15 protein-coding genes are annotated in these 13,863 nt (G+C 62.3%); 10 read left to right on the top strand and 5 right to left on the bottom strand.

Going from position 1 to position 13,863, the window contains the following annotated elements:
* Positions 1 to 271 (bottom strand): DUF2254 family protein (locus AAFM31_RS05245; protein ID WP_341706845.1); only part of this gene is annotated, 271 nt, incomplete at its 3' end.
* 129 nt (positions 272 to 400) lie between these two features.
* Between AAFM31_RS05245 and gmk the strand changes: the two genes are divergently transcribed.
* From gmk to AAFM31_RS05225, 4 genes are all read left to right on the top strand, one after another.
* Positions 401 to 1,024, top strand: a complete 624-nt coding sequence (gene gmk, locus AAFM31_RS05240; RefSeq protein WP_341706844.1) for a guanylate kinase — start codon at positions 401 to 403, stop codon at positions 1,022 to 1,024.
* 88 nt (positions 1,025 to 1,112) lie between these two features.
* Positions 1,113 to 1,373, top strand: a complete 261-nt coding sequence (gene rpoZ / locus AAFM31_RS05235; protein WP_341706843.1) for a DNA-directed RNA polymerase subunit omega — start codon at positions 1,113 to 1,115, stop codon at positions 1,371 to 1,373.
* Positions 1,374 to 1,437: 64 nt separating this feature from the next.
* Positions 1,438 to 3,576, top strand: coding sequence for a bifunctional GTP diphosphokinase/guanosine-3',5'-bis pyrophosphate 3'-pyrophosphohydrolase (gene spoT, locus AAFM31_RS05230; RefSeq protein WP_341706842.1), 2,139 nt, complete (start codon positions 1,438 to 1,440; stop codon positions 3,574 to 3,576).
* A gap of 17 nt (positions 3,577 to 3,593) precedes the next feature.
* Complete coding sequence (locus AAFM31_RS05225) at positions 3,594 to 3,974, top strand: RidA family protein (RefSeq protein ID WP_088275779.1); 381 nt, start codon at positions 3,594 to 3,596, stop codon at positions 3,972 to 3,974.
* Between the two features lie 52 nt (positions 3,975 to 4,026).
* Here the strand turns inward: AAFM31_RS05225 and AAFM31_RS05220 are convergent, their stop codons facing one another.
* Positions 4,027 to 4,881, bottom strand: coding sequence for an SDR family oxidoreductase (locus tag AAFM31_RS05220; RefSeq protein ID WP_341706841.1), 855 nt, complete (start codon positions 4,879 to 4,881; stop codon positions 4,027 to 4,029).
* Positions 4,882 to 5,044: 163 nt separating this feature from the next.
* Here AAFM31_RS05220 and AAFM31_RS05215 point away from each other — a divergent pair, with 163 nt between their 5' ends.
* From AAFM31_RS05215 to AAFM31_RS05205, 3 genes are all read left to right on the top strand, one after another.
* A complete protein-coding gene (locus AAFM31_RS05215) occupies positions 5,045 to 5,959 on the top strand; it encodes a LysR substrate-binding domain-containing protein (RefSeq protein ID WP_341706840.1) in 915 nt (304 codons plus the stop codon).
* An 18-nt stretch (positions 5,960 to 5,977) separates the two neighbouring features.
* On the top strand, positions 5,978 to 8,053 hold the full coding sequence (gene recG / locus AAFM31_RS05210) for an ATP-dependent DNA helicase RecG (protein WP_341706839.1): 2,076 nt from the start codon (positions 5,978 to 5,980) through the stop codon (positions 8,051 to 8,053).
* Between the two features lie 94 nt (positions 8,054 to 8,147).
* Positions 8,148 to 9,560, top strand: a complete 1,413-nt coding sequence (locus AAFM31_RS05205; protein ID WP_341706838.1) for an HDOD domain-containing protein — start codon at positions 8,148 to 8,150, stop codon at positions 9,558 to 9,560.
* Positions 9,561 to 9,615: 55 nt separating this feature from the next.
* Here AAFM31_RS05205 and AAFM31_RS05200 read toward each other — a convergent pair whose 3' ends face one another.
* From AAFM31_RS05200 to AAFM31_RS05190, 3 genes are all read right to left on the bottom strand, one after another.
* Complete coding sequence (locus AAFM31_RS05200) at positions 9,616 to 9,888, bottom strand: HU family DNA-binding protein (protein WP_088275784.1); 273 nt, start codon at positions 9,886 to 9,888, stop codon at positions 9,616 to 9,618.
* 211 nt (positions 9,889 to 10,099) lie between these two features.
* On the bottom strand, positions 10,100 to 11,254 hold the full coding sequence (locus AAFM31_RS05195) for an FAD-dependent oxidoreductase (RefSeq protein ID WP_341706837.1): 1,155 nt from the start codon (positions 11,252 to 11,254) through the stop codon (positions 10,100 to 10,102).
* Between the two features lie 39 nt (positions 11,255 to 11,293).
* Positions 11,294 to 11,461, bottom strand: coding sequence for a rubredoxin (locus tag AAFM31_RS05190; protein WP_104736613.1), 168 nt, complete (start codon positions 11,459 to 11,461; stop codon positions 11,294 to 11,296).
* 147 nt (positions 11,462 to 11,608) lie between these two features.
* Here AAFM31_RS05190 and AAFM31_RS05185 point away from each other — a divergent pair, with 147 nt between their 5' ends.
* The 3 genes from AAFM31_RS05185 (at position 11,609) to phoB (ending at position 13,857) form a co-directional block, all read left to right on the top strand.
* On the top strand, positions 11,609 to 12,139 hold the full coding sequence (locus tag AAFM31_RS05185) for a chorismate lyase (protein ID WP_341706836.1): 531 nt from the start codon (positions 11,609 to 11,611) through the stop codon (positions 12,137 to 12,139).
* Between the two features lie 28 nt (positions 12,140 to 12,167).
* On the top strand, positions 12,168 to 13,058 hold the full coding sequence (ubiA, locus tag AAFM31_RS05180) for a 4-hydroxybenzoate octaprenyltransferase (protein ID WP_341706835.1): 891 nt from the start codon (positions 12,168 to 12,170) through the stop codon (positions 13,056 to 13,058).
* Between the two features lie 109 nt (positions 13,059 to 13,167).
* Positions 13,168 to 13,857, top strand: a complete 690-nt coding sequence (gene phoB / locus AAFM31_RS05175) for a phosphate regulon transcriptional regulator PhoB (protein ID WP_341706834.1) — start codon at positions 13,168 to 13,170, stop codon at positions 13,855 to 13,857.
* Positions 13,858 to 13,863 lie beyond the last annotated feature (6 nt).

Here is a 13,863-nt window from a genome sequence, read left to right as displayed (position 1 = left end):
ATACTCGGGGCTGGGTACTCAGGCAGATGGCTGATTTGTGCAGCGTTTCCCTAAGAGAAAAGGTAGTAACTGCCAGCATGCTGGATGCGAGGATATCCAGGATACGATCCACCGCATCAGCCCCAACAGTCACCGGCAGCGGGCCCGGCAACAGCTGCTGAACCACAATGGCCAACAGCGCTGCCGCCACCGCCAGGACCGCATAAAGGGACGCGCGCACCCACAGGGTTCGCGTCAACTGCGCCAGCAGCCACTGCCATTTTGAAATCATACGCACCTGCATCCTCTGACTCCGCATTGAGCAGACAGCTTAGCGGAACCGACAGCGAACCATGACGCCACCGCGCGGAAACCCTATAATTGCGCGCTTATCCATTACGCACCGCAGGAACCCTGTCCGATGACCCACGCCACCGGCACGCTGTACATCATCTCCGCCCCCTCCGGCGCAGGCAAAACCAGCCTGGTCAAGGCACTGATCGAACAGACTCCCAACCTGCACGTCTCGGTTTCGCACACCACCCGCCCCATGCGCCCGGGCGAAGCTGATGGGGTGAACTACCACTTCACCGACCGTGACAACTTCCTCAAACTGGTGGAAGCCGGCGACTTCCTTGAGCACGCTGAAGTGTTCGGCAACCTCTACGGCACCTCGCAGACAGCGGTAGAGCAAGCACTGGCACGCGGGCACGACATCATTCTGGAAATTGACTGGCAGGGCGCCGAGCAGGTTCGCCGCAAGCTGCCGCAGGCGCATTCGATCTTCATCCTGCCGCCGTCACTCGAAGCACTGCGCTACCGTCTTGACTCCCGTGGTCAGGATGACGACGACGTGATTGATCGCCGTATGGCCGAAGCCGTTGCCGAGATGAGCCATTACGTCGAGTTCGACAGCCTGGTCATCAACGACACCTTTGAGCACGCCCTCGACGACCTCAAGGCCATCGTGCGCAGCTACCGTCTGCAGACCACCGCGCAGACCGCGCGTCACGCCTCTCTGCTACAAGCGCTCTTGTCAGACTGAAGCCTCAGCCAGTAAACTGTCAGGTCCTGCGCCCGGCCCCGTGCCGTGCGCGTCGATTTGTTCACTTGTTACCTTTCCGGAGTACCCCATGGCTCGCGTCACCGTTGAAGACTGCCTGGAAAATGTAGATAACCGTTTTGAACTGGTCATGCTGGCCTCCAAGCGCGCCCGTCAGCTGGCCACCGGCGGCAAAGACCCCAAGGTAGCCTGGGAAAACGACAAACCTACCGTCGTTGCACTGCGTGAAGTTGCCGAAGGTCTGATTACCAACGAAATCATGGCCGAAGAAGCCCTGCAGGATCAGCAGGAGCCGCTGTACTCGCTGGAAACTACCGAACTGGCCGAGTAAACGGATTGCGCAGGCCGGGCATTCCTGAGGTCATCACCCGTCAGCACGGGTGCGGGAGAGCTGCATGTCTGCGATAGAAGTTTTTGCCGACAACCTTGGCAATTACCTTGAGCCGGATCAGGTCAACCTGGTCCGGCGCGCCTATTTCTACGCCGAGCAAGCCCACGACGGTCAAACCCGTCGCAGCGGCGAGCCCTACGTTACTCATCCCCTTGCTGTAGCCAATATCCTCGCCGACATGCACATGGACCATCAGAGCTTGATGGCGGCCATGCTGCACGACGTGATCGAAGACACCGGCATCCCCAAGGATGCACTGGTCGAGCAGTTTGGCGACACCGTTGCCGAGCTGGTAGACGGGGTCAGCAAGCTGACCCAGATGACCTTCGAGAGCAAAGCCGAAGCGCAGGCCGAGAACTTCCAGAAGATGGCACTGGCCATGGCTCGGGATATCCGAGTGATTCTGGTCAAGCTCGCCGACCGCCTGCACAACATGCGCACACTCGGTGCGCTGGCTCCGGAAAAGCGCCGCCGCATCGCCAAGGAAACCCTCGAGATCTATGCGCCGATCGCCAACCGCCTGGGCATGCACAGCCTGAGCACCGAGTTCGAGGATCTGGGCTTCAAAGCCATGTATCCGATGCGCTCAACCCTGATCGACCGCGCGGTACGCAACGCACGGGGTAATCGCAAGGAACTGCTCAACCGGATTCTCGAGTCGCTGCAGGCCTGCCTGGAGCGCGAGGGCCTGCAGGGCAAGGTGATGGGCCGCGAAAAGCACCTGTACGGCATCTACCAGAAGATGCGCGGCAAGAAGAAGTCGTTCAATGAAATCATGGACGTCTACGCCTTCCGCATCATCGTCGACAAACCGGACACCTGCTATCGCGTGCTCGGGGCGGTACACAGCCTCTACAAGCCGTTCCCCGGCCGCTTCAAAGACTACATCGCGATCCCCAAGGCCAACGGCTATCAATCCCTGCACACCACGCTGTTCGGCATGCACGGGGTACCGATCGAAATTCAGATCCGTACCGACGAGATGGAAGAGCTGGCCAACAACGGCATCGCGGCGCACTGGGTCTACAAATCGAAAGACGAGGTGATCAACGGCAACCACGCCCGCACCCGTCAGTGGCTGAAAAGCGTATTGGAGCTGCAGCAGAACGCCGGCAACTCGCTGGAGTTCATCGAGAACGTCAAGATCGACCTGTTCCCGGACGAGGTCTATATCTTCACCCCCAAGGGCCGCATCATGGAGCTGCCCAAGGGCTCGACCCCGGTCGACTTCGCCTACGCGGTGCATACCGACATCGGCAACAGCTGCATCGCCTGTCGCGTCAACCGACGCCTGGCACCGCTGTCCGAGCCGCTGGAAAGCGGCGAAACCGTCGAAATCATTACCGCACCGGGCGCCCGCCCGAATCCCGCCTGGTTGAGCTTCGTGATTACCGGCAAGGCCCGCAGCAACATCCGTCACTTCCTCAAGCACCAGCGCCATTCCGAGTCGATTGCGCTTGGCGAGCGCCTGCTCGACAAGGTGCTGGCAAGCTTTGGCACCCAGCTCAGCGACATTCCGGAAGCCCGCATTCAGGCGGTACTGACCGACTGCGACATGGAGTTGATGGAAGACCTGCTGGCGGATATCGGCCTCGGTAACCGTATGGCCTACGTGGTCGCGCGCCGCCTGCTCAACAATGAAGGTGGCAACGAGGAAGAACCGCAGAAGCTCAACACCCAAGACGCCGACAGCAGCGAGAAGCCACTGGCGATCCGCGGCACCGAGGGCCTGGTGGTCAGCTTCGCCCGGTGCTGCAACCCGATTCCGGGCGACCCGATCGTCGGCTATCTGTCATCTGGCAAGGGTATGGTCATCCACCAGGAAAACTGCCGCAACCTGGCCGATAGCCGCCACAACAGCGAAAAGACTCTGCACCTGACCTGGGATAAGGACGTCAGCGGCGAGTTTACCGTCGAGCTGCGCGTCGAACTGGAACACCAGCGCGGCATCATTGCCCAGCTCGCGACCGGCATCACCGTGGCCGACGCCAGCATCGACAAAATCAGCGTCGATGAGCGCGATGGCCGCGTCAGCGTCGTCCAACTGGTGGTTCGCGTACGCGACCGTCTGCACCTGTCCCAACTGATCAAGCGTATCCGCAACCTCAAAGGCGTGATGCGCATCACCCGTCTCAAGAACTGAACTCCGTCGGAGAACACATGAACAAGCAAGTCATCACCAGCGAGCACGCTCCTTCCGCGATTGGTCCGTACTCCCAGGCCATCAAGGTCGGCAACACTGTCTACCTGTCCGGCCAGATCCCGCTGGACCCAGCCACCATGGAAGTCGTTGAAGGCTTCGAAGCACAGGTCTGCCGTGTATTCGACAACCTCAGCGCGGTTGCCGAAGCCGCTGGCGGCAAACTGCAGGACATCGTCAAACTGAACATCTTCCTGACCGACCTGGGCAACTTCGCCAAGGTCAACGAGATCATGGAGCGCTATTTCGAGAAGCCCTACCCGGCCCGCGCCGCCATCGGTGTTGCGGCACTGCCCAAGGGCGTGCCGGTCGAGATGGACGGCATCATGGTCGTCGGCTGATCAACTCGATCACCATCAAAAAAGCCCGAGCAATCGGGCTTTTTTGTGCCTGTCAGCTCTCTTTCGCCTCAGCAAGCAACGCGGTATAGCCTTCCCGGTAGCTTGGATATTGCGGCTCCCAACCACTCTCGCGCGCCAGTTCGTTACTGCAGCGCTTGCTGCCAACCCGAGTACTGGTTGGGCCATCGGCATTCGCCTCGGCCCCTAGCTGCTCTCGCAGCCAGTCGACCACCTCGTGCAACGCGGCCGGTTCGTCGTCCACCCCGAGATAACAGGGCGCCAGCAACTCGCGCGCCTCCGCCTGCAGCAGCAGATGCTCTAGCAGGCCCACGGCGTCATCGCGATGAATACGATTGGTGTACTGTGGCGGCTCCGCCGGCACCATCATGCCCGCCCGCGCCTGCTCAATCAGCCGATTGCGGCCCGGCCCGTAGATACCCGCCAAGCGCACCACTGACGCAGGCACACCGCTGCGCAGGGCAACATCTTCAGCAGCCAGCAGCACTTTGCCGGTCGCGCTGTCGGCTTCGGCTCGGCTGTTCTCGCTGACCCACTCGCCATCCTGCTGGGCGTATACACCGGTACTGGAGACCTGCAGCAGATGGCGCAGGCCACGCTTACCCTGCCCCAGCCAACCAAGCACATGCTCCAGCCCCTGCACATACAAGCGCTGATAGAGCTCGGCATCGCGCTTGCCTGCTGCTGGACAGAACACCAGATAATCGATCTGCTCCGGCCAGTCCGCAGGGCGCTCGGCAGTACACAGATCCGCAGCAATCGGCAGCACGCCACCCGGCAGCCTCGCGACATCCCGGCGCAGACCATAGACCTGCCAACCACGCATGACCAAGCGACTGGCCAGCGCCGATCCCACATCCCCACATCCAGCAATCACAACCCGCGGCATCGGTTTCTCCCGTCGCGTTTCATAAAGCGTCACTGTACCAGTTGCCAGCCTGCTGCCGCAGGCCCAGCACAGGCGCTTCGATTGTTTTACTCTATCAATCAACCGGCTATGCTAGAGCCTGTCGTTCAACCTTCGTCCCCGTTGCCAGACAGATTGCCAGCCAATGACCCTGACCGAACTCCGCTATATCGTCACCCTTGCCCAGGAACAGCACTTCGGCCACGCCGCCGAACGCTGCCACGTGTCCCAGCCGACCCTCAGCGTCGGCGTTAAAAAGCTGGAAGAAGAGCTGGGCGTGATGATCTTTGAGCGCAGCAAGAGCGCCGTGCGCGTCACCCCGATTGGCGAGCGCATCGTTGCCCAGGCGCAAAAGGTGCTGGAAGAGGCCCTCGCTATCCGCGAACTGGCTACCGCCGGCAAGAACCAGCTGGCCGCGCCGCTCAAGGTTGGCGCTATCTACACCATCGGGCCGTACCTGTTCCCGCATCTGGTCCCCCAGCTGCACAAGGTGGCGCCGGAGATGCCGCTGTATATCGAGGAAAACTTCACCCACGTGCTGCGCGACAAGCTGCGCAACGGCGAGCTCGATGCAATCATCATCGCGCTGCCATTCCAGGAACCGGACGTGCTGACCAAACCGCTCTACGACGAGCCATTCAGTCTGCTGATGCCGGCCAGCCACGCCTGGGCCAAACGCGACAGCGTGACCCTCGATGAGCTGGACGACAACAAACTGCTGCTGCTCGGCGAAGGTCACTGCTTCCGCGATCAGGTGCTCGAGGCCTGTCCGACCCTGCGCAAGGGCGAAGAACAGCACAAGCACACCACGGTCGAATCCAGCTCGCTGGAAACCATCCGCCACATGGTCGCCTCCGGCATCGGCATGACCGTGCTGCCGATGTCGGCCGCAGATGATCGCTACTACAGCTCCGAACTGCTGGTCACCAAGCCGTTTAAGGCGCCAGCACCGTATCGCACCGTTGCGGTTGCCTGGCGTGCCAGCTTCCCGCGTCCGAAGGCTATCGAGCTGCTCAGCGACTCGATTCGCCTGTGCTCGGTTGGCCAGCCATCACGCTGATTCAGGGCGGAAAAAAGGGTGGGTGAACAGACATCGCTGACGGTCCTCAAGGGAATCGGTCCGGCGCTCGCGGACAAGCTGGACCGGCTCGGCCTGTCATCGGTGCAGGACCTGCTGTTTCACCTGCCGATGCGCTATCAGGACCGCACCCGCGTCACCCCGATCGGCGCCCTGCGGCCCGGACTGGACGCGGTCATCGAGGGCACGGTGCTCGGCGCCGAGGTGGTCATGGGACGGCGCCGCAGCCTGCTCTGCCGCATTCAGGACGGCAGCGGTACCCTGAGCCTGCGCTTCTACTACTTTTCTGCCGCGCTCAAGGCCAACCTCAGCCGCGGCAGCCACTGGCGCTGCTACGGTGAAGTACGCCCCGGCGCCTCGGGGTTGGAGATCTATCATCCCGAGCTGCACAATCTCGACGGCGCCGAGGCGCTGCCCGTCAGCGAGACTCTGACGCCAATCTACCCCGCCACCGAGGGGCTATCACAACAACGCCTGCGCAGCCTCAGCGACGCGGCCCTGGCCTGGTTGGCCAAGGGCAATCACCTGACCGAATGGCTGCCGCCGGAGCTGGCCGAGGCGTATCAGTTGCCTCCGCTGCGCGAAGCGGTACAGCTGCTGCACCGCCCGCCGCCAGATATTGACCTCGAAGCCCTGCAGGACGGCCGTCACTGGGCCCAGCACCGGCTCGCGTTCGAGGAGTTGATGGCCCATCAACTGGCGATGTTGCGACTGCGCGCGCAGATGCGTGCACACCGGGCGCCGCCAATGCGCGCCGCCGGCGAGCTGGCGGATCGTTTTGTCGCCCAGCTCGGCTTCCCGCTGACCGGTGCCCAGCGCCGGGTGGCTGACGAGATACTGCTGGATCTGGCCCAGCCGCGGCCGATGCTGCGCCTGGTGCAGGGAGATGTCGGCGCTGGCAAGACCGCGGTCGCCGCGCTGGCAGCGCTGCAGGCCATCGAGGCGGGCTGGCAGGTGGCGCTGATGGCGCCGACTGAAATTCTGGCCGAGCAGCACTTCAACAACTTCCAGCGCTGGTTTGCCGCACTCGGCCTGTCGGTTGCCTGGGTCGCCGGCAAGCTGAAGGGCAAGGCACGCAGCAATCAGCTGCAGATGATCGCCAGCGGTGAAGCGGTAATGGTTGTTGGCACCCACGCGTTGTTTCAGGACGACGTGCAGTTCCGCAATCTGGGCCTGGCAATTATCGACGAGCAGCATCGCTTTGGCGTCCAGCAGCGCCTCGCCCTGCGCGACAAAGGCGCTGCCGGCGGCGTCTCTCCGCATCAGCTGATCATGACCGCCACGCCGATCCCGCGCACCCTGGCGATGAGCGCCTACGCCGATCTGGATACCTCGATCCTTGACGAGCTGCCGCCGGGACGCACCCCGGTCAACACCGTGCTGATATCCGACAGCCGCCGTGTCGAGGTCATCGAACGCGTCCGCGCCGGCTGCGCCGAAGGGCGTCAGGCTTACTGGGTCTGCACCCTGATCGAAGAATCCGAACAGCTGCAGGCGCAAGCTGCCGAGGCAACCTGGGAGTCGCTCTGCGAGGCCCTGCCGGAACTCTCAATCGGGCTGATCCACGGCCGCATGAAGCCTGCCGAGAAGGCCGAGATCATGGCCGCCTTCAAGGAAGGCGACCTGCACCTGCTGGTCGCCACCACCGTGATCGAGGTTGGCGTTGATGTCCCCAATGCCAGCCTGATGATCATCGAGAACCCCGAACGCTTGGGCCTCGCCCAGCTGCACCAGTTGCGCGGCCGGGTCGGCCGTGGCAGCGCCGCCAGCCACTGCGTGCTGCTTTACCATGCGCCGCTGTCGGCACTTGGCCGTGAACGCCTAGGCATCATGCGTGAAAGTACCGATGGTTTTGTGATTGCCGAAAAAGACCTGGCCCTGCGCGGCCCCGGCGAGGTGCTGGGCACCCGGCAAACAGGTCTGGTGCAGTTCCGCGTTGCCGATCTGGTGCGCGACGCTGACCTGCTGCCAGCGGTTCAGCAGGCCGCCCAGCAACTGGCCAGCAGCCACCCCGAACACGTCCAGCCGCTGCTGGATCGCTGGATAGCCGACGGCCAGCATTTTGCGCAGGTCTGACTGCAGCTATGCTCCAGTGATCCCAACCGCTAGAATCAAGCGGAAACCCGCATTATCGGGGCACCCGCCCGCCTTAACGAGCAAGGAACAGACAATGAGCAACCCGGCCGCTTCCGAGCAATTTGGCGCCAGCCTCCCCGACCTGATTGAAAAGCTCCTGCAGCAGCAGGGCATCGCTTACCAACTGCGCCCGGCCAATGGCGCCTGGCCAGCCTCGCAGCAGATTCAGGCCAGTCTGCTCTGCGACAACGTCGGCACCGTGCTGACGCTGATCCCGAAGGATCACCTGCTCGACCTCAAAACCCTCGGCTCGCTGCTTGGTCGCCAACTGGAACCGGTGCGCAACCGTGAACTGCAGCGCATTCTCAGCAAGCACCAGCTCAACCAGCTGCCAGGCTTGCCAATCCTGTTCAACTCCCCCTGTGTGTGTGAGCGCAGCCTGCTTGAGCACGCCGAACTGGTGCTCGACAGCGGTCTGACCGGCTGGTGTCTGGTACTCAACCAGGCCGACGCTCGCACGCTGATGGCCAAGGTCAGTCTGGCCCAGTTTTCCGTCCCGCTGAGCCGTCTGGAAAAGCCATCTGCTAGCGCCGAACAGGACGACCAGGACCTCAGCGACGCGGTACAAAACTTCACCGCCCTGCGCATGAAACAGCGGCTGGAAGAGACCATCGAAATTCCACCGCTGCCAGAAACAGCGCAGAAGGTAATGAAGCTACGGGTCAACCCGGATGCCGATATAGACGATCTGGCCGATGTGGTCGAAACCGATCCGAGTCTGGCAGCGCAGGTGGTCAGCTGGGCCGCGTCGCCCTATTACGCCGCGCCGGGCAAGATTCGCTCGGTGGAAGACGCCATTGGCCGTGTGCTCGGCTTTGATCTGGTGATCAACCTGGCGGTTGGCCTGGCGCTGGGCAAGACCTTCAAACTGCCGAACGACGCGCCGGACCGCGCCACCCCTTACTGGGAACAGGCCATCTACACCGCCGCCGTGATCGAAGGTCTGGCCAAGGCCATGCCCCGTGAACGCCGGCCGGAGATGGGCCTGAACTACCTCGGCGGCCTGCTGCACAACTTCGGCTATCTGGTACTGGCGTACATCTTCCCGCCCTACTTCAAGTTGATCTGCCGGCATATCGAAGCCAACCCGCACGTGCAGCCGCACCAGATCGAACAGCATCTGATCGGCGTTACCCGCGACCAGATCGGCAGCTGGCTGATGCGCTACTGGGACATGCCCGACGAGGTGTGCACCGCGCTGCGTCAGCAACACAACGCCTATTACCAGGGCCCGGACCACGTCTACGCTAACCTGATCTACCTGGCGCTGGCGCTGCTCAGCGAGCACGGCATCAGCAGCGGCCCGCAGCTGGTCATTCCGGATGCACTGCTGGAGCGCCTGGGGCTGGAGCGGGAAGCCGCGAACAAGGTGGTGCACAAAGTACTGGATGCGCGGGATGCGCTGCGCTCACTGGTGAGCAAATATCAGGGAACGGCGCGAGACTGAAGAAGAGGGAGTCAGTGGCAGGGGCCCGAACGAGCCCCTGTCGCGGAAATCAGGCTTAGTTAACCGCGTCGCGCAGGCTCTTGCCCGGCTTGAAGGAGACGGTGTTGCTGGCCTTGATTTTGACCGGAGCGCCGGTCTGGGGATTTTTGCCGGTACGTGCGCCACGATGACGCTGCAGGAATGTGCCGAAACCGACGAGTGTCACGGAGTCCTTGTTGCTCAGCGCCTGGGTAATTTCGTCCAGTACGGCGTTGAGTACTCGATTTGCCTGATCCTTGCTCAGGTCTGCCTTTTCGGCAATCGCCGCTGCGAGATCTGGTTTGCGCATATAAAGCCTCATTGTCTGTTGTTTTTGTTGTTACCGCCGATTCCTCGCGGCGGGCCTGCCAGACACCTCTGAGCACGCTCGAAGCGCTCTGCCAAGGCCCGCTCAGCATGGCACGACTGAAACGGTTTCGCCAGTCGTCCCAGACCTCAAGCCGGGCAAAATCACGGATTTTCCCGACAAAAGGCCAAACTGTCCCATATTGTCGGCCGGATCACCCCAGCCAGGCGGGCAGCTCACGGGTCAACTGCAGCTTTTCCGCCACCGCCGCGCCTGTCAGCGCATAGCCATGCAGTTGGCCAGAGCCGTCAACAAAGACCGCTCGCACGTCACTGCCTTCACCGCTGCACTGCCAGCTGCCTTCCGCGCTGCTGAGTGGTGGCGTGACCACCAGCGGGCAGGCGGGCGTCTTGACCATGATCGGCATCGCCGGGTAGCTCAGTTCGGTTGGCGTGCCACTGAGGGTTTTGGCCAGCGCCCGAGCCGCCGTCATCAACGGCATCACGTACATCAGATTGAGCCCTGCCACCTCCGCGCAGTCGCCCAGTGCGTAGATATGCGGATCACTGCTGCGCAGCTGCCGATCCACTTGCACACCCCGGCCCACTGCCAAACCTGCAGCCTCCGCCAGCGCCGCCCGCGGTGCCAGACCAATCGCAGACAGTCCCTGGTCGGCAACCAGCTCGGTGCCGGAATCCAGCCGCACGCGTAAACCGTCCGCCTCGAGCGCTATGCTTTCAATTGCGCACCCCAGATAAAAGCGCACGCCCAGCTCTTCCAGTTTACTCTGCACTGCAGCCGCCGCCGCCTCCGGCAGCAGCTGCGGCATCAACCAGGGGTCGGACGCCACCACAGTGACCTCAAAGCCACCAAGGCGCAGGTCATTGGCAAACTCGCAGCCGATCAGGCCGGCACCCACAATCACGACCTTATTACGCCCTTTCAGTGCCGCCCGAAACCGGCCGTAGTCGCCCAGGTCGTTGATCGACAGCAAGCGCTCACCAAGTGCCTCGCGCCACGGCAGGGATCGCACCTCAGCGCCGGTGGCAAGCACCAGATCGCTGTAGGGCTGACTGCGACCCTCTACCGTCAGCGTGCGGCTGGCCGGATCAATAGCTGAGACCTGAACACCGGTCAGCACCTTGGCGTTGAGCTGCTCGGCCATCGTTGCCGCGTCCTGCATCGCCAGCTCGTCGGCGTCCTTACCCTTGGCAAAACCGGTCGACAACAGTGGTTTGGAATAGAAACGGCCGTCATCGGCGCTGATCATCAGCAACGGGCGCTCGGTATCGAGCTTGCGAAACTCCTTGGCCAGGTTATAACCAGCCAGACCTGTGCCAATGATGACCAGGGGTGCATTGTCAGCCACGTGGATTCTCCTGCAGAGGCGTAATTCAGGGCGGGGGGATCAGCCGATTTCGATCATCTCGAAATCTTCCTTGCCAACGCCGCAGTCCGGGCACATCCAGTCGGCGGGCACATCTTCCCAGCGGGTGCCGGGTGCAATACCTTCGTCGGGCCAGCCTTCGGCCTCGTCATAGATGAAACCACAGACAATACACTGCCACTTCTTCATACTTGCTTCTCACGGGGTTCGAAATTTGCTGTCTCGCGACACTACCGCAATTGTTCAGCAACTCCAAGGCCAGCTCCCCTGCGCCCGCCGCAGAGGGGTTTCGTGATACCCTTGGCACCCCTTTCCACGCTGCCTGCACCCCAGTAAATGCCTGATATGCTGCCTGACTGGTACCCCACCGATCGCCACCCTGCTCCCCCGGCCGAGCCACTGTTCGGCTGGCTTTGCCACGAAGGCTCGCTGACTCAGCGTCTCACCGACGCGGGCAATCAGGACTTTCGTGTCGAACTACTGCTGCAGGCTCCGCAGCCAGCCCGTGACGATGAAGCTGCGGCATTGGGTTTGCCGCCGGGGGCCACGGTCTGGGCCAGAGAGGTACTACTGCACACTGACGGGGCAGCTCGGGTCTACGCCCGCTCGGTTGCTCCGACCAGCGCGCTGGGTAACGCTGCGGTCGCACTCGATAGCCTCGGGACGACCAGTCTCGGTCACCTGCTGTTCCGCAACCCGCAGATCAGCCGCGGGCCAATCGAGATCAGCCGCTATCCCGCCGTCTGGCTGCCGGATGCGTGGCGCAGCGAGGGACTCTGGGCACGCCGTTCGCACTTCTCGGATGGCGAGTTGCAGCTGCTGGTGTGTGAAGTATTCTTGCAGGGCTGGCCGGTCGCCGGCACCTGAGTATCTGCCTTCTGACTGGAGAACCGCCTTGCTCGGTCTGCTGATCAAACCCATCGCTCGCCTCAACCCCAAGGTCAACGACTACATCCAGCTGATGCGCCTGGACCGACCGATCGGTACCTACCTGCTGCTGTGGCCAACGCTGTGGGCACTGTGGCTGGCAGCCGAAGGTGTGCCGGATATCGGCACCCTGATCATCTTCGTGTTGGGGGTGATTCTGATGCGCGCAGCTGGCTGCGTGATCAATGACTACGCCGACCGCAACTTCGACGGTCACGTACAACGCACCCGAGAGCGGCCGCTCGCGACCGGCCGCATCAGCGCGCGGCAGGCACTGCTGACCTTCGCCATTCTGGTCGCCCTGAGCGGGCTGCTGGTGTTGTTCACCAACGCGCTGACCATCCAGCTGGCGTTTGTCGGCGTTGCGCTGGCGGCCATCTACCCGTTCTGCAAACGCTTCACCTTTTATCCGCAGGTCATTCTTGGCGCGGCCTTTTCCTGGGCCATCCCGATGGCCTTTGCCGCTCAGGCCGAGGCACTGCCGATGCCCTTGTGGCTGGTATTTCTGGCCAACCTGCTGTGGACCGTGGCCTACGACACCGAGTACGCGATGTGCGACCGTGAAGACGACCTGCGCATCGGTATCAAGTCAACCGCCATCCTGTTCGGTGAGGCAGACAAGCTGATTATCGGCCTGCTGCAGGGGCTTACTCTGGTGTGTCTGCTGCTGGTCGGTCTACGCTTTGATCTGGGGCTGTACTACTACCTCGGCCTGCTGGGGATGACGCTGGGCTTTGCCTGGCAGCACTGGCTGATTCGTGACCGTGACCGCAACGCCTGCCTGAACGCCTTTTTGGCCAACCACTGGGCGGGCATGCTGGTCTTCATCGGGATCGCACTGAACTACTGGCTGGCTTGATCCAGAGCGGTTGCCTTGACATCAGCCTGGCGTGACAACGTCACACAACTGCAATAAAAGTGTTATCTAATCGACAGCATGACTCACAGCTGCAACGAGACGGTAAACCATGTCTGGCAAAAGTATTCTGATCGTCGATGATGAAGCCCCGATCCGCGAAATGATCGCGGTGGCACTGGAAATGGCTGGCTACAACTGCCTGGAAGCAGAGAACACGCAGCAGGCGCACGCCTGTATCGTCGACAGCAAGCCCGACCTGATCCTGCTCGACTGGATGCTCCCCGGCACCACCGGCATCGAACTGGCCCGTCGCCTCAAGCGCGACGAGCTGACCGCAGACGTGCCGATCATCATGCTCACCGCCAAGGGTGAAGAGGACAACAAGATTCAGGGACTGGAAGTCGGTGCAGATGATTACATCACCAAGCCGTTTTCGCCGCGCGAACTGGTAGCCCGCCTGAAAGCCGTCCTGCGCCGCGCCGGCCCGGTCGACAGCGAAGCGCCTATCGAGGTCGCCGGTTTGATGCTCGACCCGGTCAGTCACCGGGTCACCATCGACAATGCCGCGGCCGAAATGGGCCCGACCGAGTACCGCCTACTGCAGTTTTTCATGACCCACCAGGAGCGGGCCTATACCCGCGGCCAACTGCTGGATCAGGTCTGGGGTGGCAACGTCTACGTCGAAGAGCGTACTGTGGACGTGCACATCCGCCGTCTGCGCAAGGCGCTTGGCGAGAAATACGAACACCTGGTTCAGACCGTGCGCGGCACCGGCTACCGGTTCTCTACCAAAGCCTGATAGGCT

Source organism: Halopseudomonas sp., assembly GCF_038130085.1.
Classification (GTDB): Bacteria; Pseudomonadota; Gammaproteobacteria; order Pseudomonadales; family Pseudomonadaceae; genus Halopseudomonas.
The sequence above is the reverse complement of the archived record's forward strand: the minus strand, read 5'-3'. Positions and strand labels throughout refer to the sequence as shown.

Coding starts and splice junctions, on each gene's coding strand:
- gmk (WP_341706844.1), top strand. CDS start 401: ATGACCCACGCCACCGGCACGCTGTACATCATCTCCGCCCCCTCCGGC.
- rpoZ (WP_341706843.1), top strand. CDS start 1,113: ATGGCTCGCGTCACCGTTGAAGACTGCCTGGAAAATGTAGATAACCGT.
- spoT (WP_341706842.1), top strand. CDS start 1,438: ATGTCTGCGATAGAAGTTTTTGCCGACAACCTTGGCAATTACCTTGAG.
- AAFM31_RS05225 (WP_088275779.1), top strand. CDS start 3,594: ATGAACAAGCAAGTCATCACCAGCGAGCACGCTCCTTCCGCGATTGGT.
- AAFM31_RS05220 (WP_341706841.1), bottom strand. CDS start 4,881: ATGCCGCGGGTTGTGATTGCTGGATGTGGGGATGTGGGATCGGCGCTG.
- AAFM31_RS05215 (WP_341706840.1), top strand. CDS start 5,045: ATGACCCTGACCGAACTCCGCTATATCGTCACCCTTGCCCAGGAACAG.
- AAFM31_RS05205 (WP_341706838.1), top strand. CDS start 8,148: ATGAGCAACCCGGCCGCTTCCGAGCAATTTGGCGCCAGCCTCCCCGAC.
- AAFM31_RS05200 (WP_088275784.1), bottom strand. CDS start 9,888: ATGCGCAAACCAGATCTCGCAGCGGCGATTGCCGAAAAGGCAGACCTG.
- AAFM31_RS05190 (WP_104736613.1), bottom strand. CDS start 11,461: ATGAAGAAGTGGCAGTGTATTGTCTGTGGTTTCATCTATGACGAGGCC.
- AAFM31_RS05185 (WP_341706836.1), top strand. CDS start 11,609: ATGCCTGATATGCTGCCTGACTGGTACCCCACCGATCGCCACCCTGCT.
- phoB (WP_341706834.1), top strand. CDS start 13,168: ATGTCTGGCAAAAGTATTCTGATCGTCGATGATGAAGCCCCGATCCGC.